This is a genomic window from Rhodoferax sp. XS2R6 (assembly GCF_056521365.1).
On sequence record NZ_JBWMAY010000002.1, the window covers coordinates 883,205 to 903,469 of the forward strand.

Here is a 20,265-nt window from a genome sequence, read left to right on the forward strand (position 1 = left end):
AGTCCCTATTCCCATGACCCTACGCACCACCCTCGACTTCCTGCTCAACGACTGGCTCGACACCACCGCGCTCACCGAGCGCGAACGGTTCAGTGACCACAACCGTGAGACCTTTGACGCGGTGCTGGACACCTGCGAGCGGATTGCGCGGGAGAAGTACGCGCCGTTTAACCGCCTGGCCGATGTGGAAGAACCGCGCACGGTGACCGAGCCCGATGGCAGCCTGCGGGTGGTGTTGCCGCAGGCCACGCACGATGCGCAAAAGGCCTATGCCGAGTCCGGCATGTTGTCGGCCGCGCAGGACTACGAGATGTGTGGCATGCAGTTGCCCTACAGCGTGGAGGCTGCGGCCAACGCCTTCTTTGCTTGCGCCTCTGTGAGCATTGGCACCGGCATGCTGACTACGGGCAATGCCAACCTGCTGATGACGCATGGTACAGCGCTGCAAAAAGAGGTGTTTGCCAAAAATGAGTTTTCGGGTCGCTGGGCGGGCACCATGTGCCTGAGCGAGCCGCAGGCGGGGTCCAGCCTGTCGGACGTGGCGACCAAGGCCGTGCCCGATGGTGCAGACTTTGCCAACGACCCGCTGGGCCCACGCTACCGCCTCAAGGGCAACAAGATGTGGATCTCGTCGGGCGAACACGAGATCAACGAGAACATCATCCACCTGGTGTTGGCCAAGATTCCCGATGAAAACGGCAAGCTGGTGCCCGGCACGCGCGGCATTTCGCTGTTCATCGTGCCCAAGAAGATGGTGAACACCCAGGGCGAGCTGACGGGCGTGCGCAACGACGTGGCGTTGGCGGGTCTGAACCACAAGCTGGGCTGGCGTGGCACCACCAACACGCTGCTGAACTTTGGCGAAGGCAAGTTCCCGGTCGATGGCCAGGCCGGTGCCGTGGGTTACCTGGTGGGCCAGCCGGGCAAAGGCCTGGCCTGCATGTTCCACATGATGAACGAGGCGCGTATTGGCGTGGGCATTGCCGCCACCATGCTGGGCATGGCGGGTTACTACGCCGCGCTGGACTACGCAAAGAACCGCCCCCAGGGTCGGCCCATCACTGGTGCGGGCAAAGACGCTGCCGCGCCGCAAACCCGCATCATTGAACACGCCGATGTGAAGCGCATGTTGCTGGCGCAAAAGTCGTACTGCGAAGGCGCGCTTGCGCTGGAGCTGTACTGCGCGCGCCTGGTGGACGAGCACCACACGGCAGGCGGTGCGCAGGCCGAAGAGGCGCGCCTGCTGCTGGAGGTGCTGACGCCCATTGCCAAGAGCTGGCCCAGCGAGTGGTGCCTGGAGGCCAATTCGCTTGCCATCCAGGTGCACGGCGGCTATGGCTACACGCGCGATTTTCCGGTGGAGCAATACTGGCGCGACAACCGCCTGAACATGATCCACGAGGGCACCCACGGCATCCAGGGCATGGACCTGCTGGGCCGCAAGGTGCTGATGGAGGAGGGCAGGGGCCTGACGTTGCTGAGCCACCGCGTGATGGCCACAGTGCACCGCTGCAGCGGCATTCCTGCACTGGCAGCGCATGCCAAGGCGCTGGGCAAGGCGCTGCAGGACGTGGGCACCGCCACGCAGCAGGCCTGGGCCACCGGTGTGCCCGGCGAGGCACTGGCCAATGCCGTGCCCTACCTGCAGGCATTTGGCCACACGGTGCTGGCCTGGATCTGGCTGGACGTGGCCGCCTGCGCGCTGGACAACGACCCCAAACAAGAGCAACTGGCGACCCAGGGCCACGTGGGCGCGGCGCAATTTTTCTTCCATTACGAACTGCCAAAAATCGGTGCCTGGCTGGGTGTGGTGCAATCACGGGATCTGACCTGTGCATCATTTCCCGAAGGAGCTTTCTGATGGCCTTTTTCAAAAAATACAACGGCACCACCAACGCCCGCCTGCTGCGTGTCGAACGCATGATCTGGGTATTGATATACGGCGGGCTGCTGTCCGTCGTGCTGGGCTTGTTCATCGACCAGCAAGAGGCGCAAGACGCAGGCCTGTTTTACCAATTGGGCGGCCTGGCCGTGGTGGCTGGGGTGGTGCTGATTTACGTGCGTTCGCGCCTGCGCGAAGAGGACTGAGCGGCGCCCATATCGCGCTGGAGACATGGTTGTGGCGCGGTGAAACGGACAATCATTTTTTCTCTCCATTCCCACAAGGTAGACACGCATGACACGCACCATCCAGAAACTTTTCGACCTGACCGGCAAGACCGCCCTGATCACCGGCGGCTCGCGCGGTTTGGGCCTGCAAATGGCCCACGCCCTGGGTGAAGCCGGTGCCAAGATCATGATCAGCTCGCGCAAGGCCGAAGACCTGGAGCAGGCCTGTGCCGAGTTGCAGGCTGCCGGTATTGACGCGCGCTGGATTGCAGCCGACTGCGCCAAGGACAGCGAGATCACCCGCCTGGCCGAAGAAACCCTGCAGCGCATGGGCGATGTGGACATTCTGGTGAACAACGCTGGCGCATCCTGGGGCGCACCGGCCGAAGACCACCCCACCGAAGCCTGGGACAAGGTGATGAACCTGAACGTGCGCGGCTACTTTTTGCTGAGCCAGATCATTGCCAAGAAGAGCATGATTCCGCGCAAGACGGGCCGCATCATCAACATCGCGTCTATCGCCGGCCTGAACGGCAACCCCGAAGGCATGATGACCATTGCCTACAACACCTCCAAGGGCGCCGTGGTTAACTTCACACGCACCCTGGGCGCCGAATGGGGCAAGTACAACATCACCGTCAACGCCATCTGCCCGGGCTTTTTCCCCAGCAAAATGACCTACGGCTTGCTCAAGTCCATGGGCGAAGACAAACTGGCTGCGGGCGCACCACTTAAGCGCTTGGGAGACGACGAGGACCTGAAAGGCCTGGTGGTGCTGTACGCGTCCGATGCGGGCAAACACATCACTGGCCAGTGGCTGGCGGTGGACGGCGGCGTGTCCGTCGTCACAGGCGGCTGACCGGTATGACGAGCTCGGTCAGCGGCGGCTTTGGGGTCGAGATTCCTTTTGTCACGCACCTGGGGTTTGATCTCACGCTGTTTGCCGACGGGCGCTCCGAGATTCGGTACGCGCCCAAGGCCGAGCACCTCAATTCGTTCAACGTGACCCACGGTGGCGCGCTGATGACGCTGCTGGACGTGACCATGGCCACCGCGGCACGCAGTGTGGCGCCCGAAATGGGCGTGGTCACCATCGAGATGAAAACCAGCTTTATGCAGCCCGCCGTGCCCAGTGCCGACGGGCCACTGGTGGCCAAGGGTGAACTGATGCACCGCACCGCCACCATGGCCTTCACCCAGGCCACCGTGTTTGACGTGGCGGGCAAACCTTGCGCCCATGCCACGGGCACCTTCAAATACGTGAAGCGCCTGGCCACGGGGGGGCGCAGCGTGAACCCACTGAACCTGCAGCCCGGTGGCCTGTCTACCGACTGATTTTTAAGCAAAACAAGGCGCTAGCCCAGGTGAAATATGCGCAAACAGCTATCAAAAGAATAGCGTTTAACAGGAGCATGGCATGAGCACCACGACACTGCAGTACCTCAACACCCACACGGTGTTCAACCAGGCCGAGCCCTTGGTGGGCCGCAACCTGTTTGCCAGCCACCAGGCCCTGCAGAGCGCGCTGCGCTTCAACGCCCCCACACTGGACACCGCCAGCCTGCACGCCCTGGGCGCGCAGATGGGCAGCGCCGAGATGCAAACCCACGCCCGCCTGGCCAATGTGCACACGCCCGTGCTGCACAGCCACGACCGCACGGGCCGCCGTGTGGACCAGGTGGAGTTTCACCCCAGCTACCACGCGCTGATGACCGCCGCCGCGCAGGCGGGCCTGCACGGCAGTGCTTGGGCTGAAGACGCTCACGGCGTGAGCGCCGCCGGGCCGTCCCAAGGCGCGAGGGCCCCCTCGGGGGGCAGCGCAGTACACGCAGTGACAAGCGTGGGGGCGCATACCCGCAGAGCGGCCGCCTTCATGCTGTTCACCGAGGCTGAGCCGTCCATCCTGTGCCCCATCTCCATGACCTATGCGGTGATGGCCGCACTGCCTGGCAACGCTGCCATCTTCAAAGACTGGGCGCCCGGCTTGACGGCGCGCGCTTACGACCCGGCCTTCAAGGCCTTTAGCCAGAAAGCCGGCCTGACCATGGGCATGGGCATGACGGAGAAGCAGGGCGGCTCCGACGTGCGGGCCAACACCACACAAGCGTTCCCCGACGGGCAGGACGCCTGGGGCCAACGCTACACCCTGGTGGGCCACAAGTGGTTTTTCTCGGCGCCTATGTGCGATGCATTTTTGGTGCTGGCGCAAAGCCCGGCCGGGCTGTCGTGCTTCTTTGTGCCGCGTGTGTTGCAGGACGGAAGCACCAACGCCATCCGCATCCAGCGCCTCAAAGACAAGCTGGGCAACAAGGCCAACGCGAGTTCGGAGGTTGAATTCCTTAACGCCACCGCCTGGCTGGTCGGTGAAGAGGCCCGTGGCGTGCCGCAGATTCTGGAAATGGGCACCATGACCCGCCTGGACTGCGCCCTGGGCACCAGCGGGCTGATGCGCCAGGCGCTCAGCATTGCGCTGCACCACACGGCGCAGCGCCAAGCCTTTGGCAAACGGTTGATGGACCAGCCGCTGATGCGCAATGTGCTGGCTGACCTTGCTATCGAAAGCGAAGCTGCTTGCGCACTGTCCATAAGGCTTGCGCGCTCTTTTGACCATAAAAATGACGCCCATGAAGTATTAATGGGCCGGTTGCTCACCCCCATTGCCAAGTTCTGGATCTGCAAGCGCGGCGCGGCCTTTGCGCAAGAGGCGATGGAATGCTTGGGCGGCAATGGTTATGTGGAGGAGGGCGGCGAGGGCACCATGGCCCGCATCTACCGTGAGATGCCGCTCAACTCCATTTGGGAGGGCGCTGGCAACATCATGGCGCTGGACCTGCTGCGCGCGTTGCGCAAGGGTGACGTAGCCGCCGCACTGGTGCGCGAGCTGGCACCGGCCCAGGGCGCCCACCCCGCGCTGGACCGCCTGGCTGCCGCCCTGCCCAGCCGGGTAGAGCACATGGCCACCGAAATGGAAGCGCGCCGCCTGGCGCAAGACGTGGCGCTGGCTGTGCAGGCTGCGCTGCTGCAGCAGAGCGCGCCCGCCGCCGTATTTAACGCATTTTGTGATTCCCGCCTCGCGGGCAACTGGGGCCACACCTTTGGCACCCTGGGCGCCGCGGTGGACTTTGACAGCATTATTGAAAGGGCTATGCCATGAGCAACACACCGACCGACCTCATCCTCCACCACTACCCCACATCCCCTTTTTCGGAAAAAGTGCGCCTGGTGCTGGGCTACAAACAGCTGGCCTGGAAGTCCGTCATCATCCCCGCCATCCTGCCCAAGCCCGATGTGGTGGCGCTGACCGGCGGCTACCGCAAGACGCCGTTTTTGCAGATTGGCAACGACATCTACTGCGACAGCGCGCTGATCTGCGATGTGCTGGAGCACATCCAGCCCACGCCCACGCTCTACCCCGAAAGCCACAAGGGCGTGGCCCGCGTGCTGGCGCAATGGGCCGACACCACGCTGTTCTGGGCCGCCATGGCCTACAACCTGCAACCTAAGGGCGCAGCCAGCATGTTTGAAGGCGCGCCCGTGGAGGCGGCCAAGGCCTTTGGCGCGGACCGCGCCGCCATGTCCACCGGCATGACGCGCCTGCGCCCCGCCGATGCCACCGCCGCCTACAAGAGTTACCTGCGCCGCCTGGCCAATATGCTGGAAGGGCAAGATTTTTTATTGGGTGGCACGCCCTGCGTGGCCGACTTTGCGGCCTACCACCCGCTGTGGTTCAGCCGCAAACGCGTGCCGGTGATGGCCGACATCCTGAACGCCACACCCGCCGTGCTGGCCTGGATGGACCGCATGGCGGCGCTGGGCCATGGCAGTTTCGAGAAGCTGTCTGCTGCAGAATCGATAGCTGCTTGCGCAGCATCCACGGGCGCTAGCGCCCCATTTGCCCATGATGCGGACACGACCTTCCAGGACGAACACGGCATTGCCCTGGGCAGCGAAGTGACGATTGCGGCCGAACTCTTTGGCCAGGAGCCCACACCCGGCACGCTGGTGGCTGCCACGCGCACCCGCTTCACCCTGCAGCGCAGCGACGAACGCGCCGGCACCGTGCGTGTGCACTTCCCGCGCATTGGTTATGTGTTGAAAGCGGCCCAACCGGCATGAGCGACACGATTACCTGGCAGTGGTTGCCCTTTGACGCGCTGAGCCGCGAGCAGCTGTACGAAGTGCTGCGTCTGCGCAGTGAGGTGTTTGTGGTTGAGCAGAACTGCGTGTTCCAGGACATGGACGGTTTGGACGACCAAGCCATGCACTTGCTGGGAGTCCGGACGTCAGAGCTAGTCGCCTATGTGCGTTGTTTCCCCGCAGGGGTGACGTTTGACGAGGCCAGCATTGGCCGTGTGGTCACGCGCCAAAGCGCACGCGGCGGTGGCCTGGGCCATGTGCTGATGGCCGAGGCGATTCGCGCGCTGCAGCAGCAGTGGGGCGCGCAGCCCATCCGCATTGGCGCGCAAGCCCACCTGAAAAGCTTCTACGAGCGCCACGGCTTTGCCGATGTGGGCAAGGCCTATGTGGAAGACGGTATAGACCACATCGAAATGGTCCGCACGCCCGTCTGATCCCAACAAAAATTTACAGAGGAGACATTTCCCGTGATTAGCAATTTCCAAGGCAAAACCGCCGTTCTCACTGGCGCCGGCTCGGGCTTTGGCCTGGAATGCGCGCGTATTGGCGCCAAGCTGGGCATGAACCTGGTGCTGGCCGACGTGCAGCAAGACGCGCTGGACAAGACGGTGGCCGAAATGCAAGCCGCGGGCGCGCCCGTGCTCGCCATGAAGGTGGATGTGTCCCAGGCAGCACAGGTGGAGGCCCTGGGCGCCGCCACGCTGGCCCGCTTTGGCGCGCCGCATTTTGTGTTTAACAACGCGGGCGTGGGCGCGGGCGGTTTGATCTGGGAAAACAGCGCCAAAGATTGGGAATGGGTGCTGGGCGTGAACGTCATGGGCGTGGCCCACGGCGTGCGCGTGTTCACCCCCATGATGCTGGAGGCCGCGGCCAAAGACCCGGCCTGGACCGGCCACATCGTCAACACCGCCAGCATGGCGGGCCTGCTGAACGCGCCCAACATGGGCATTTACAACGTGAGCAAACACGCCGTGGTGGCGCTGAGCGAAACCTTGTACCAGGACTTGGCCCTGGTGACCGACCAGATCAGCGCCAGCGTGTTGTGCCCGTTCTTTGTGCCCACCGGCATCAGCCAGAGCCAGCGTAACCGACCCGATGCGGACGCCGCGCCCGCCAAACCCACGCGCAGCCAACTCATCGGCCAAGCCATGACGGACAAGGCCGTGGGCAGCGGCAAGGTGACGGCGGCCGAGGTGGCGCAGAAGGTTTTCGACGCCATCGCCGCCAACCAGTTCTACATCTACAGCCACCCCAAGGCGATTGGATCGGTGCAAACGCGGCTGGAAGACGTGCTGATGGCGCGCAACCCGACCGACCCGTTTGTCCACAAACCCGAGCTGGGTGTGGAGCTGAAAAAGGCGCTGCGCGGCTGACCCACCAGGACCGCGGAACCTCCGGCTTGGGTTAGAGTCGTACCCCAGTGCCCCACCCGTTGGGCACAGACGATTTTTCATCTGGAGTGCCGCATGCGTTGTCACAAAACCTCGCGCAGGCTTGTCGCTGTCGTTGGCGCCATGGGACTGCTACTGCCTGCCTGGAGCGGCACACTGCAGCTGCAAGTGCAGGACAAAAATGGCAAGCCCCTGCCCGAGGCAATTGTGTTTTTGGAGTCCGCCGAGGCCAAGGCTGCGGCCAAGCCACTCAAAGGCATTGAAGTGGCGCAAGTGGCCCGGCAGTTCAAGCCTGCCGTCACCGTGGTCACCCCCGGCACCTCGGTGCTGTTTCCCAACCAGGACACGGTGCGCCACCACGTCTATTCCTTCTCACCCGCCAAAACCTTTGAGCTCAAGCTCTACGCCGGGGTGCCCGCCAACCCGGTCACCTTCGACAAGGTGGGGGTAGCGGTGCTGGGCTGCAACATCCACGACAACATGGTGGCCTGGGTGCTGGTGGTAGACACGCCGTACTTTGGCCGCACCGATGCCGCTGGCCGCCTCACGCTGGACAACGTGCCCAATGGCAACTACAAGCTGCGCACCTGGCACGCATCGCTGCCCACAGGCGCCCCTGCGGCCGAGCAGGCCCAGGCAGTAGGCGCTGCAGCCGCGCCCGTGCTGGTCAAGCTCGCGGGGAGCAGCATTTGAGGCCCAGCCTGTTTCGCCTCTACGCCCAATGGGGCATTGGCACCAAGTTCGTCGTTTTTTCGGTCGCGTTGCTGCTGCTGGTGCAGATTGCCGTCTACAGCGTGGTGCGCACCAGCATCAACAGCAATGTGCGCGCCCAGCTGGCCCAGGAGCTGGCGATTGGCGACAAGGTGTGGTGGCGCCTGCTGGACCAAAACGCGCAAAAGCTGCGCCAGGGCGCTGCGGTGCTGGCAGCAGACTTTGGTTTTCGGTCCGCGCTGAACAGTGGCGACACCGAAACCCTGCGCTCCGCGCTGGAAAACAGCGGTGCGCGTATTGGCGCGCCCATTACCGCGTTGCTGGACACCGCGTTTGCCCTGCAGGCGGCCGGGTTCGAAATGGGCGGACAAGAGACCATGACGCCCTTGCTGCAGCAGCTGGCCGCCCAGCTCAGCCAAACCGAGCAAGGCTCCCAGCTGCAGCTCATCAATGGCACGCTGTACCAGTTTGTCATGGTGCCGCTGAAGGCGCCGCTCACCATTGGCTGGGTACTCATGGGTTTTCCCATCGAACAGTCCCAGGCCAACGACATGTTTGGCCTCTCGGGCATCCACATCGCACTGGTCAAGCCGCAGGGCGGCCTGGTGCTGACCAGTCTGCCAGCCAAAGAGCAAGGGGCGTTGGCCCAATTGGGGCAGGGGGCCGAGTTGCAAGTCCCTGAAGGCACGTTGGTGGTGCGCCACAGCACCGAGCGCGCCGACGTGAAGGCAGTGGAGACCTACCTGTTGCGCTCATTGGACGAGGTGGTGGCACCCTACCTGCAGGTGCAATTTGCCTTGCTGGGCATTACTGCGCTGGGCCTGGGCCTGTTTGTGGTGGGCAGCGCCGCGCTTGCGCGCCGCATTACCACGCCGCTGCGGTCTCTGGTGGGGGCAGCGGAACAGCTCAGCCGCGGGGAGTACCACCACCAGTTGCCCGCACTGCGCCACAAAGACGAGATTGGCGACCTGGCGCGCGCGTTTGACCACATGCGCAGCAGCATCCGCAAGCAGCAGGGCGAGATTTTGCAGCTGGCCTACTGGGATCGCCTGACGGAATTGCCCAACCGCACCCAGTTCCGCGATCTGCTGCAGCAGTCCATCCGCGCCAGCATTGCGCTGGAAAGCAGTGCACCGCCCGTGGCCGTGGTGTTGCTGAACCTGGACCGTTTTAAACACGTGAACGATGTGCTGGGCTACGCCTTTGGCGACGGCCTGCTGGTGGCCGTGGCGCAGCGCTTGAGCGCGCTCATCACCGCTGACGTGGGTGTGGTGGCGCGCATGGGCGGGGATGAGTTTGCGGTGTTGATTGAAGGCAGCACGGCCGAAGAGGCGGTGGCCGTGGCCAAAAAAATTGCGGCGTCGTTTGACCAGCCCTTGACGCTGGAAGACCAGACGGTGGACTTCAGCGCGGGCATTGGTGTGGCCTCGTGGCCGGCGCATGCGCAGGACGTGGACATGCTGCTGAGCCGGGCCGAAATTGCCATGTACGTGGCCAAACAAAAAACCACTGGCATCCAGGTCTACGACCCGGCGCTGGACTCGTCCAGCACCCAAACCCTGTCGCTTTTGACCGAGCTGCGCCACGCGGTGGACGAGGGCCAGCTGCGCCTGTACCTGCAACCCAAGCTCAACCTGGCTGACAACACGGTGTTGGCCGCCGAGGCGCTGGTGCGCTGGCAGCACCCCACGCGTGGCCTGGTGCCACCCATGCAGTTCATCCCGTTTGCCGAGCAAACCGGGTTTGTGCGCCAGCTCACGCTGTGGATGTTTGAAGAAGTGGCCCGTGCCTTGCCCCAGCTCCAGAGTGACGGCCGGCCGCTGCGCGTGGCCATCAACCTGTCCACGCGTGACCTGCTGGACCAGGATTTTCCGGCCAAGCTGGACGCGATGATGGCCAAGTACAACGCCCCCACCGACGCGTTTTGCCTGGAGATCACCGAGAGCGCCATCATGGACGACCCGCAGCGCGCCGAGGCCACGCTGAACCGCCTGGCCGACCGCGGCTTCAAGCTGTCCATCGATGACTTTGGCACCGGTTACTCGTCGCTGGCCTACCTGAAGCGCCTGCCGGTGAACGAGCTGAAGATCGACAAATCGTTTGTGATGGGCATGGAGAAGGACGAGAGTGACGCCAAGATCGTGCGCTCCACCATCGACCTGGCGCATAACCTGGGCCTGAGCGTGGTGGCCGAAGGCGTAGAGAACCAGATCATCCTGGACAAGCTGCGCGAGCTGGACTGCGACGAAGCGCAGGGCTACTACATGAGCAAGCCGATTCCGCTGGCCGACTTCATTGCCTGGCGTGCCAAGCACCTGGCAGCAGCTGCCTGACGGTTCAGGCGGCCCGCACGCCCTGGGCCTGCCAGCGTTGCCATTCCTGCCAATACGCCAGCGCCACGGCATAGGTGGTGCGCTGCACTTGCACCGTGTCTTCAATCTTCACGCCATAGCCCCCGGCCATGGTGAACACCAGCGGGATGCGGCGCTGCCAGCACCAGTCCATCACACGCCGGTCGCGCGCCTCCAGCCCGTCGGCCGTGATGTTGAGGCGGCCCAGGCGGTCGCCCTCGTGCGGGTCGGCCCCGGCCAGGTAAAACACCACGCCGGGCTGGCAATGGCCGTCCAGCGTGATGAGGGCCTGCTCCAGCGCGGCCAGGTAGTCCGCATCGCCGCAGCCATCGGGCAGCGGAACGTCAATGTTGCCGGCCTCTTTGCGAAACGGAAAATTTTTGTCGCCATGCAGTGACAGCGTGAACACCGAATCGTCATTCTGAAAAATATGCGCTGTGCCGTTGCCCTGGTGCACGTCCAGGTCAATCACGGCCACCTGCAGGGCAGGGCGCTGGCGCCCGTCAGGCAGGCGGGTACGGCCCCATTCGGCCTGCAGCACACGGGCCGCCACGGCCACATCGTTAAACACACAAAAGCCGCCGCCCTTGTCGGCATAGGCGTGGTGCGTGCCACCGGCTAGGTTGGCAGCAATGCCTTCCGCCAGTGCCACGCGGGCGGCGGCCACCGTAGCGCCCACGCTGCGGCGCGCCCGCTCGGCCATGGCCGGGCTCCAGGGAAAACCAATCTCGCGCAGCACGGCTGGCGCCGCCGTACCTTCCAGAATCGCGTCGATGTAAGCCTGCGTATGCACCAGCGCCAGCTCACCACGCGTGGCGGCGGGCGCCTCGGTCAGCCGCACCTCGGGCAGGTGTGCCACCAGCTGGTCGCGTAGCATGCGGTACTTGGCCATGGGGAAGCGGTGGCCCTCGGGCAAGGGGAGTACAAACTGGTCGGAATAGAAGGCCTGCATGGCTGGATTGTGGCAAACGCCGAAGGGCTTCAAAAAAGTGAGAAAATACGGGTTTTCACACCAACCAACAGGATAGTTCCATGGGCAACAAAATCGTTACCGAAGCCGACCGCAAAGCCACTCCCGCTCCCAAACCCATGCCTGGCTACACCCTGCCCACCGCCGGCCGTGGCCAACGCGTGAGCCTGGAGCGTGGTGTTGCAACCCGCAGCAAAAAGAACCCCGGCAAGCGTCACAGCTAAGCCCAGGCACCCGCACCGGGTGCCTCCATGCAAAAGGCCCTCAGTCGAGGGCCTTTTTGTTTTTATGCATCCAAAGTGGCCGTAACCCCCGTGGATGCTGCGCAAGTAGCTACTAAACCAATAGCAATTACTTCACGCCCATGTAGTCTTTTTTGCCTACTTCCACGCCGTTGTGGCGCAGCAGCGCATAGGCCGTGGTCACGTGGAAGAAGAACTGGGGCAGGCCGTAGTGCAGCAGGTAGGTGGAGGCGTCAAACGTGCGTTCACGTGGCGTGCCGGCCTGGATGACGATTTCGCGGCTGTGGGGCTTGTCGAACAGGCTGGCGTCCAACCCGCTGATGAAGGTCACCACCGTGGCAATGCGGGTTTGCAGCTCGGCAAAGGTGAGCTCGGTGTCGGGCATCACCGGCACGTCCACACCGGCCAGGCGGGCGCAGGCGCCCTTGGCAAAGTCGGTGGCAATCATCACCTGGCGCAGCAACGGAAACATGTCGGGGTACAGGCGCGCTTGCAGCAGGGCGTTGGGGTCGATCTTTTTGGCCGTGGCGTGCTCTTCAGCCTTGTGCAACACACCGCTCAGGGCTTGCAGCATTTGTTTGAAAACGGGGATGGAGGCGGTGTAGAGGGCGTCGGTCATGGGCAAGGTTCCTTCAAAAGAGGGCGAAGCGTAACAAGCTTGCGGCATCTGTGCCGCAAGAAGGGAATAGGGCAGTTCAGCGCAAAGGTCCCAGGCGCCACAGCGAGGTGACTTCTGCCGCGCGCGCGGCGTGCAGGGCGTCAGTGCCCTCCGTGGCCTTGGGGTGCAGGGGCTTGGCATCGCGCCGGCCCAGCACCTGTAGCCCGGCTTTGGCAATGGCGGCCAGCAGTTCCTCGCGGCTGCGCAGGCCCAGGTGTTCGGCCAGGTCGGACAGGATGAGCCAGCCCTCGCCACCGGGTGCCAGATGGGCTGCCAAGCCATTCAAAAAGCCCAGCAGCATCTGGCTGTTTTCGTCGTACACCGCGTATTCAATGGGCGAGCTGGGCCGGGCGGGCAGCCAGGGCGGGTTGCATACCACCAGCGAGGCCAGGCCTTCCGGAAACAGGTTGGCCTGCAGCAGCGTGACCTGGGCGGCCACCCCCAATTGGTCCAGATTGGCACGCGCACAGGCCAGGGCGCGCGGGTCTTGGTCGGTGGCGACCACGCTGGCTACGCCACGGCGTGCCAACACGGCCGAGAGCACGCCGGTGCCGGTGCCAATGTCAAAGGCCAGCAGGGCGTTGCCCTTGGGCAGTGGGGTGGTGGCAACCAAATCAATGTATTCACCGCGCACGGGGGAGAACACGCCGTAGTGCGGGTGGATGCGGTTGTGGGGGGCGGCACCCAGGGCGGGAATCTCCACCCCCTTTTTGCGCCATTCGTGCGCGCTGGTCATGCCCAGCAGGTCGCGCAGGCTGGCCACGCAGGCGCCGTCTTCCGCCACCACCGGGCCCCAGGCCTCGGTGCAGGCTTTGCGCGCATCGGGCGCGCGGCGCAGCGGGATGCTGTAGTCGGCATTGAAGGGCAGCAGCACCATGGCCAACACGCGGGCGCGCTGCGCCTGCGCTTGGCGGTGCAGGTTAAAGCTGTCGGCAGGGGACGCAGGCGGCTTGTGGATGGCCGCACCGGCGGCGCGTTGTTTGCGCTGCGGGGTCTTGTCAATGCGGCGGGCCAAGGCTTGCAGCAACTGGCGGGCGTTCTGAAAATCGCCGCGCCAGAGCAGGGCCGTGCCTTCGCAGGCCAGGTGGTAGGCGTCGTCGGCCGTGGTGGTGTCGTCGGCCAGCACCACACGTTTGGGCGGTGCGGCACCGCGCTCGGAGCGCCACAGGGCGGAGCAGGCTTGGCCGGCTTCGGTCCAGTGGATATGAGAGAGAGACATGGTCAGGGGTTCTTACAAGTTGTGGCGCACAGCAGGTGTGCGCATGGTGACCAGCTCTTCGGCGGCCGTGGGGTGGACCGCGAGCGTAGCATCCAGCGCGGCCTTGGTGGCCTGCAGCTGCAGGGCCACGCCCACCAGTTGGGCCATTTCACCGGTATCGGGCCCCACGGCGTGGAAGCCCAGCACGCGGTCGGTGTCGCGGTCCACCAGCAGTTTGAGCAGCATCTTGCCGGTGTGACCGGAGAGTGTGGCCTTGAGCGGACGAAAGCTGGCGCGGTACACGTCCAGCCTCGGGTGACTCTTCAGCGCCTGTTCTTCAGTCAGCCCCACCACGCCGGCCTCGGGCGTGGTGAACACGGCCGTGGGAATCAGCGTGTGGTCCACACGGCGCGGTGTGCCGCCAAACACGCTGTCGGCAAAGGCATGGCCCTCGCGGATGGCCATGGGCGTGAGGTTGACGCGGTTGGTCACATCGCCCACGGCGTAAATCCCAGGCACCGTGGTCTGGCTGAAGTCGTCCACCGGAATGGCGCCGTGCTTGTCGAGCGAAATGCCCAGCGCTTCCAGGCCCAGGCCCTGGGTGTTGGGCCCCCGGCCCAGCGCGCGCAGCACGCAATCCACGGCCAAGGTGTCGCCGTTGTCCAGCTGCACCTGCAGGGCCCCATCAGCACGGGCAATGGCTTGCACCTCACGGCCAAAGCGGAACTGCAGACCGCTGTGCGCCATCTCCGCCTGCAGGTGCTGGCGCATTTCGTCGTCAAAACCACGCAGAATCTGCTCGCCGCGTACCACCACGGTCACCTGCGCGCCCAGCAAATGCAGCACGCAGGCCAACTCCAGCGCGATGTAACCCGCGCCTTGCACCACCACGCGCTGGGGCAGTGCGGGCAAGTCGAAGAAACCGTTGGAGTCGATCGCCAGTTCATGGCCTGGAATATCTGGACCCCGCGCCGGTTGTGCGCCGGTTGCTATCAAAATGTGTTTGGCCTGGTAGCGCACACCGTTGGACAGCTGCACGGTGTTGCGGTCCACCAGTGTGGCCCGGCCTTCCAGAATCTGCACGCCCGCGTTGCCCAGGTTGCTGCGGTAAATGCCCTCCAGCCGCGCCACCTCGGCATCGCGTCGGGTCTTGAGCGTGGCCCAGTCGAAGCGGGGGGCATCCAGCGTCCAGCCAAACCCGGCGGCCTCTTCAAACTCCTGCGCAAAACGCGAGGCGTAGACCATGAGCTTCTTGGGCACACAACCGCGGATGACGCAGGTGCCGCCCATGCGGTATTCCTCGGCCAGGGCCACGCGGGCGCCGTGGTTGGCTGCAATGCGTGCGGCGCGCACGCCGCCAGAGCCGCCCCCAATGACGATCAGATCGAACTGCTCCATAAACTCCCTTGTGGATGTGGTGTCGCGGACGCGGGGCTACAGCTGGCCCGCGTACTTTTTCAGAATGGCGTCGTACACGCCGTTGCTCTGGATGGTTTTGAGGCCCACATTAAAACGGTCGCGAATGACTGCGTCCTTGAACACCGCCTTACGCGGATTGGGCGGAAAGATAGTGTGGATGGTGACGGGCTGGCTCACGTCCACCTTGGGGCCCAGCTGGGTGCTGAAGTAGCGAAAGATGCGCCGGTCGCCCACCACCACATCCACACGCTGGGTGTAGAGCAGATTGTTCTGGATGATTTGCTGCGAATACTCTTTGTAGTGGGTGTGGTTGAGCACCAGGGCTTTGAAACGCTCCCCCAGAATGACTTCTGCGTTCTGGAACGCCGCCACCGAGTGGTTGGCCAGGTCTTCGATGCGTTTGATCTGGAGGTTGCGCGAGGCCAGCGTGATGGCCACGTTCTGGTAGACGATGTAGGGCTCGGAAAAATAATCGTTGCCGCCTATGCCTTCGTCCACGGTCAGCAGCACATCGAGCTGGCCGGCCCGTTGCATGGCCAGGCCCCGCGCCGGGGGGAACTGCAGCCCGACCATCTTGTACCCCGCGGCGGCCAGCGCCTGCTCGGCAATCTCCACCTCGATGCCTTCCTTGCCGGACTCCAAGACGTAAGGCGGCTTGGTCAGGCCCATGCCCACGCGCAAGTCAATGGCCCACGCGGAGCCATTGGCACCCAGCGCCCACAGGCAGCAACAGGCACTTACAAACAGGGAGCGGAGCCAGAGCATGGGCGCAGTTTACGCCCGGCAGGCTGTGGCACACTCCCGCCCTTGATTGATTCCCCGCTGGCCGCACTGGCTCAGCCCATTTTTCGCAATGCAGAAAATCATCGCGCAAATCGCGCAAGAAATTCAGGTTCGACCGCAACAAGTCGAGTCCGCCGTGGCCCTGCTGGACGAGGGCGCGACCGTGCCCTTTATCGCCCGCTACCGCAAGGAAGTGACCGGCGGGCTGGACGATATCCAGCTGCGCGAGCTGGAAACCCGCCTGTCCTACCTGCGCGAGCTGCGTGACCGCAAAGAAGCCGTGTGCAAGGCGATTGACGAGCAGGGCAAGCTCACGCCCACGCTGATGGCCGCCATCCACAACGCTGCCACGAAGCAGGAAGTGGAAGACATTTACCTGCCGTTCAAGCTCAAGCGCCGCACCAAGGGCCAACTGGCCAAGGAAGCCGGGCTGGAGCCGCTGGCAGATGCGCTGTTTGCCAACCCCATGCTGGTGCCCGCGGATGCGGCGCAGGCCTACCTCAAGCCTCCGCTCACGCCTGAGCAGATCGCCGACAAGCAGCCCGACTTCTCCACCGTGTTTGCGGTGCTGGATGGTGTGCGCGACCTACTGAGTGAACGCTGGGCCGAAGACCCAGTGCTGGTGCAGGACCTGCGCGCCTGGCTGTGGAATGAAGGCCTGCTGCAAAGCAAGCTGGCCGAGGGCAAGGACGAAAACAACGCCGATGTGTCCAAGTTCCGCGATTACTTTGACTACGATGAGCCGATTGGCCGCGTGCCCAGCCACCGTGCGCTGGCCGTGTTCCGCGGGCGCTCGCTGGACATTCTGGACGCCAAACTCGTGCTTCCAGAGTCAAATATGCCTCTAGCCCCCGTGGCTACTGCGCTAGCAGCTCCTAAAAAAGTAGCAACGCCAGCGGTCTCTCTGGCGGAAGGCCGCATTGCCCTGAAGCTGGGCTGGAGCCACCAGGGCCGCGCGGCCGACGACCTGATCCGCAAATGCGTGGGTTGGACCTGGAAGGTGAAGCTGAGTCTGTCCACCGAACGCGACCTGTTTGCCAAGCTGCGTGAAGACGCGGAGAAGGTAGCCATCAAGGTGTTCGCCGACAACCTGCGCGACCTGTTGCTGGCGGCGCCCGCGGGCCCGCGCGTGGTGATGGGCCTGGACCCCGGCATCCGGACTGGCGTGAAAGTGGCCGTGGTCGATTCCACCGGCAAATTGGTGGAAACCGCCACCGTGTTCCCGCACGAGCCCCGCAAGGACTGGGAAGGCTCGTTGCACACGCTGGGCAAGCTGTGCGCCAAACATGGCGTGAACCTGATCGCCATCGGCAACGGCACTGCCAGCCGCGAGACCGACAAGCTGGCCGGCGACCTGATTAAGCTGCTGGGCAAGATGGCCGCGCAGGCCGGTGCGCCCGAGATCAAGGTGGAGAAGGTTGTGGTGTCCGAAGCGGGTGCCTCGGTGTACTCCGCCAGCGAATTCGCCTCGCAAGAAATGCCCGATGTGGATGTGAGCCTGCGCGGTGCCGCGTCCATCGCCCGCCGCCTGCAAGACCCGCTGGCCGAACTGGTGAAGATCGACCCCAAGAGCATTGGCGTGGGCCAGTACCAGCACGATGTGAACCAGAGTGAATTGGCCAAGACGCTGGACGCGGTGGTGGAAGACTGCGTGAACTCGGTGGGCGTAGACCTGAACACGGCCAGCGTGCCATTGCTGAGCCGCGTGTCCGGCCTGTCCGGCACCGTGGCCAAGGCGGTGGTGCGCTGGCGTGAGGCCAATGGCGCGTTTGGTAGCCGCCAGGATCTGATGAAGGTCACCGGCCTGGGTGCCAAGACGTTTGAGCAAAGCGCAGGCTTTCTGCGCATCCGCGGTGGCAGCAACCCGCTGGACATGACCGGCGTGCACCCCGAAACCTATCCGGTGGTGGAGCAGATCATTGCCAAATCCGGCAAACCGGTGGCCGAGATCATGGGCCGCGCCGACATGCTCAAGACCCTGCGCCCCGAGCTGTTTGCCAACGAACAGTTCGGTGTGATCACCGTCAAGGACATCTTCACCGAGCTGGAAAAACCCGGCCGCGACCCGCGCCCGGACTTCAAGGTGGCCCGCTTCAACGATGGTGTGGAAGACATTGCCGACCTGAAAGAGGGAATGATTCTGGAAGGCACCGTCAGCAACGTGGCCCAGTTCGGCGCGTTTATCGACCTGGGCGTGCACCAGGACGGTCTGGTGCACGTGAGCCAGCTGGCGCACAAGTTTGTTAATGATGCGCGTGAGGTGGTCAAGACCGGCGACATCGTCAAGGTGCAGGTGGTGGAAGTGGACGTGGCGCGCAAGCGTATTGCGCTGACCATGAAAATTGGCGCGGCGCCCGCCCGCGCGCCGGGTGACAGGGCAGGGGACAACCGCTACCAGGGCCCGGCCAGAGGCGAACGGCAGCAAGGCAGCTACCGCGACAACAACGCCCCAGCCGGTAATTCGGCCATGGCCAGCGCTTTTGCCAAGCTCAAACGCTAAGCGACCAAGGCACATTCAATGCCCAAAGTGTGAACTAGTTCCGCTTTTTGCACCCGCCCTAGTCCACTCGGACCAGGGCGGACCACCCCGGGCAGGGGACAATAGCGTCTAGTCAGTTCTGGCTACGCTCTCAGGGAATTTTCAATGACATTGCGCACCGCTTCTTCCATTTTTTTGGCCTCCGCCTTGCTGGCCCCCGTGTTGTCGGCCCAAGCGGCAATGACCTCCTCGGTGACCAATACGGCCTACAGCCCACTGGCTGCGGCCCACACCATTAATTTTGGCAATACCGATGCCCCAGGCCACAGCGAAGAGTCCAAAGCGGTGGCTGGCAAGGCACAGACGGGTGACACCTTGTTGCAAGGCACCCTGGCCGGTGTGGACTACACGTACGTAGACGGCGCGCTGTTCAACAACAGCAACCTGATCTCCGGCACCGCAGCCCGCCCCGTGGGCGCCACAGGCAATTACTTTTCGGTGGGTATCGACGCCCACCAAAAGGGCCCCTCCACACTTACTTTCAGCAGCGGGCTGAGCTACTTTGGCTTTTTGTGGGGCTCTCCAGACGCGAGCAACACCGTCACGTTCTGGAACGGCACGACCCAGCTGGCCTCTTACACCGGCACCGCCGTCAAGTCCAACGCCAATGGTGACCAGTCGTATGCCCGTTACTTCGGTGTCACGGCCTCAGGTGGTGATGTCATCACCAAGGTGGTGTTCAGCGCGTCCAGCAATGCGTTTGAGAGCGACAACCACGCCTTCATCAGCGCTGTGCCCGAGCCAGAAACCTACGCCATGCTGCTGGCTGGCCTGGGCCTGATGGGCGTGGTGGCGCGCCGCAAGCGCCAGTTGCGCCGCTAAAACCAGTCTGCGCCCTTTGTAAAACCCCGCTTCTGCGGGGTTTTGTTTTTGTGACTCCGTTGGCCGCGCAGGGATAGATAATCAGCGTATCCCCAAAAGTTGGTTGAGGAGACCGTGGCCATGAAACTCAGTGCATTGCTGGAGCAGCAGTTCGATCTGCCCAGCATCCCCAAAGTGGTGGCACTGCTGCTGAATGAACTGGCCCGCCCCGAAATTGACCTCAAGAAGGTCACCCAACTGATCAGCACCGACCCGGCACTGACCACCAGGCTACTGCAGCTGGCCAATTCCCCTTTTTTTCAACTCTCGGGCCGCATTAACAGCGTCTCGGAGGCACTGGCGCTGCTCGACCTGAGCCAGGTGCGCACCATGGCCCAGACCGCGGCCACCGGTGCCTCGCTCAAAGCGGTGCCAGGCATCCAGCTGCAGCAGTTTTGGGACTACAGCCTGAACGTGGCACGCGTCTCGCGCTCGCTGGCTGGGGTGGTGCGGCTGAACCAGCAGGCTGCCTTTACCTGTGGGCTGATCCACGCCGTGGGGGAGCTGGCCATGCACTTGGCCATGCCCGACATCACCGCCGTGCTGGACGAGGACGTGCACCCGCTGGGCATGAACCGGGCCACGCAGGAGCGCAAGCTGCTGGGTTACTGTTATGCCAGCGTGGGGGCCGGTTATGCCCGTATGTGGCAGTTTCCGCAGCCCATGGTGGATGCACTGGAGCACCAGTACGCCCCGTTTGAAAACCATGTGTATGAGCCACTGGCGGGGGTGATCCACCTGGCGGCCTGGCGCGCCCGTGGCAAGGAGGCGCGGCTGACCCAGCGCGGCTTGGCCGTCACCTTTCCGGGCTCCGTGGGCCTGGCTCTGGGCCTGGACATCGACATGGTGTTGCAACAAGACCCGTTCGACTGGACGGCATATACATGAGCCCCCCA

Annotated in this window: 19 protein-coding genes; 14 read left to right on the plus strand and 5 right to left on the minus strand. The window is 63.9% G+C overall.

Going from position 1 to position 20,265, the window contains the following annotated elements:
• Positions 1–13: 13 nt before the first annotated feature.
• From AC097A_RS10630 to AC097A_RS10675, 10 genes are all read left to right on the plus strand, one after another.
• Positions 14–1,861, plus strand: a complete 1,848-nt coding sequence (locus tag AC097A_RS10630) for an acyl-CoA dehydrogenase (RefSeq protein ID WP_479620795.1) — start codon at positions 14–16, stop codon at positions 1,859–1,861.
• The gene (locus tag AC097A_RS10635; protein ID WP_479620796.1) at positions 1,861–2,088 is read left to right on the plus strand and encodes a hypothetical protein; all 228 of its coding nucleotides are present in this window, start codon (positions 1,861–1,863) and stop codon (positions 2,086–2,088) included. The genes AC097A_RS10630 and AC097A_RS10635 overlap by 1 nt, the downstream gene beginning before the upstream one ends.
• A gap of 88 nt (positions 2,089–2,176) precedes the next feature.
• Positions 2,177–2,968, plus strand: coding sequence for an SDR family NAD(P)-dependent oxidoreductase (locus tag AC097A_RS10640; RefSeq protein WP_315495131.1), 792 nt, complete (start codon positions 2,177–2,179; stop codon positions 2,966–2,968).
• 5 nt (positions 2,969–2,973) lie between these two features.
• Positions 2,974–3,444 (plus strand): PaaI family thioesterase, encoded by a 471-nt coding sequence (locus AC097A_RS10645; protein ID WP_315848271.1) that lies wholly within the window; start codon positions 2,974–2,976, stop codon positions 3,442–3,444.
• A gap of 82 nt (positions 3,445–3,526) precedes the next feature.
• The gene (locus AC097A_RS10650) at positions 3,527–5,263 is read left to right on the plus strand and encodes an acyl-CoA dehydrogenase family protein (protein WP_479620797.1); all 1,737 of its coding nucleotides are present in this window, start codon (positions 3,527–3,529) and stop codon (positions 5,261–5,263) included.
• Entirely contained in the window at positions 5,260–6,225 is a 966-nt protein-coding gene (locus AC097A_RS10655) for a glutathione S-transferase family protein (RefSeq protein ID WP_479620798.1), read from the plus strand. The genes AC097A_RS10650 and AC097A_RS10655 overlap by 4 nt, the downstream gene beginning before the upstream one ends.
• Positions 6,222–6,680, plus strand: a complete 459-nt coding sequence (locus AC097A_RS10660) for a GNAT family N-acetyltransferase (protein ID WP_479620799.1) — start codon at positions 6,222–6,224, stop codon at positions 6,678–6,680. Before AC097A_RS10655 ends, AC097A_RS10660 begins: the two co-directional genes overlap by 4 nt.
• A 33-nt stretch (positions 6,681–6,713) precedes the next feature.
• The gene (locus tag AC097A_RS10665) at positions 6,714–7,619 is read left to right on the plus strand and encodes an SDR family oxidoreductase (RefSeq protein ID WP_479620800.1); all 906 of its coding nucleotides are present in this window, start codon (positions 6,714–6,716) and stop codon (positions 7,617–7,619) included.
• A 141-nt stretch (positions 7,620–7,760) separates the two neighbouring features.
• Positions 7,761–8,330 (plus strand): methylamine utilization protein, encoded by a 570-nt coding sequence (locus AC097A_RS10670; protein ID WP_479620801.1) that lies wholly within the window; start codon positions 7,761–7,763, stop codon positions 8,328–8,330.
• Complete coding sequence (locus tag AC097A_RS10675; RefSeq protein ID WP_479620802.1) at positions 8,327–10,681, plus strand: putative bifunctional diguanylate cyclase/phosphodiesterase; 2,355 nt, start codon at positions 8,327–8,329, stop codon at positions 10,679–10,681. Before AC097A_RS10670 ends, AC097A_RS10675 begins: the two co-directional genes overlap by 4 nt.
• A gap of 4 nt (positions 10,682–10,685) precedes the next feature.
• Here AC097A_RS10675 and AC097A_RS10680 read toward each other — a convergent pair whose 3' ends face one another.
• Complete coding sequence (locus tag AC097A_RS10680; protein WP_479620803.1) at positions 10,686–11,651, minus strand: histone deacetylase family protein; 966 nt, start codon at positions 11,649–11,651, stop codon at positions 10,686–10,688.
• Positions 11,652–11,731: 80 nt separating this feature from the next.
• Here AC097A_RS10680 and AC097A_RS10685 point away from each other — a divergent pair, with 80 nt between their 5' ends.
• Positions 11,732–11,893 (plus strand): hypothetical protein, encoded by a 162-nt coding sequence (locus tag AC097A_RS10685; protein WP_315479120.1) that lies wholly within the window; start codon positions 11,732–11,734, stop codon positions 11,891–11,893.
• A gap of 127 nt (positions 11,894–12,020) precedes the next feature.
• Here AC097A_RS10685 and AC097A_RS10690 read toward each other — a convergent pair whose 3' ends face one another.
• The 4 genes from AC097A_RS10690 to AC097A_RS10705 form a co-directional block, all read right to left on the minus strand.
• Positions 12,021–12,530 carry a DUF1993 domain-containing protein gene (locus tag AC097A_RS10690; protein WP_479620804.1) on the minus strand — a complete coding sequence of 170 codons (510 nt, stop codon included), beginning with the start codon at positions 12,528–12,530 and terminating at the stop codon, positions 12,021–12,023.
• Positions 12,531–12,606: 76 nt separating this feature from the next.
• Positions 12,607–13,788 carry a methyltransferase gene (locus tag AC097A_RS10695; protein ID WP_479620805.1) on the minus strand — a complete coding sequence of 394 codons (1,182 nt, stop codon included), beginning with the start codon at positions 13,786–13,788 and terminating at the stop codon, positions 12,607–12,609.
• 12 nt (positions 13,789–13,800) lie between these two features.
• On the minus strand, positions 13,801–15,165 hold the full coding sequence (gorA, locus tag AC097A_RS10700; protein ID WP_479620806.1) for a glutathione-disulfide reductase: 1,365 nt from the start codon (positions 15,163–15,165) through the stop codon (positions 13,801–13,803).
• Between the two features lie 36 nt (positions 15,166–15,201).
• Positions 15,202–15,951, minus strand: a complete 750-nt coding sequence (locus tag AC097A_RS10705) for a substrate-binding periplasmic protein (RefSeq protein ID WP_479620807.1) — start codon at positions 15,949–15,951, stop codon at positions 15,202–15,204.
• Between the two features lie 88 nt (positions 15,952–16,039).
• Between AC097A_RS10705 and AC097A_RS10710 the strand changes: the two genes are divergently transcribed.
• The 3 genes from AC097A_RS10710 to AC097A_RS10720 all read left to right on the plus strand — a co-directional run bounded on the left by AC097A_RS10710 (position 16,040) and on the right by AC097A_RS10720 (position 20,257).
• Positions 16,040–18,469, plus strand: coding sequence for a Tex family protein (locus AC097A_RS10710; protein ID WP_479620808.1), 2,430 nt, complete (start codon positions 16,040–16,042; stop codon positions 18,467–18,469).
• A 144-nt stretch (positions 18,470–18,613) separates the two neighbouring features.
• Positions 18,614–19,330, plus strand: coding sequence for an Npun_F0296 family exosortase-dependent surface protein (locus AC097A_RS10715; protein ID WP_479620809.1), 717 nt, complete (start codon positions 18,614–18,616; stop codon positions 19,328–19,330).
• A gap of 120 nt (positions 19,331–19,450) precedes the next feature.
• Positions 19,451–20,257, plus strand: coding sequence for an HDOD domain-containing protein (locus AC097A_RS10720; protein WP_315479113.1), 807 nt, complete (start codon positions 19,451–19,453; stop codon positions 20,255–20,257).
• Positions 20,258–20,265: the final 8 nt, after the last annotated feature.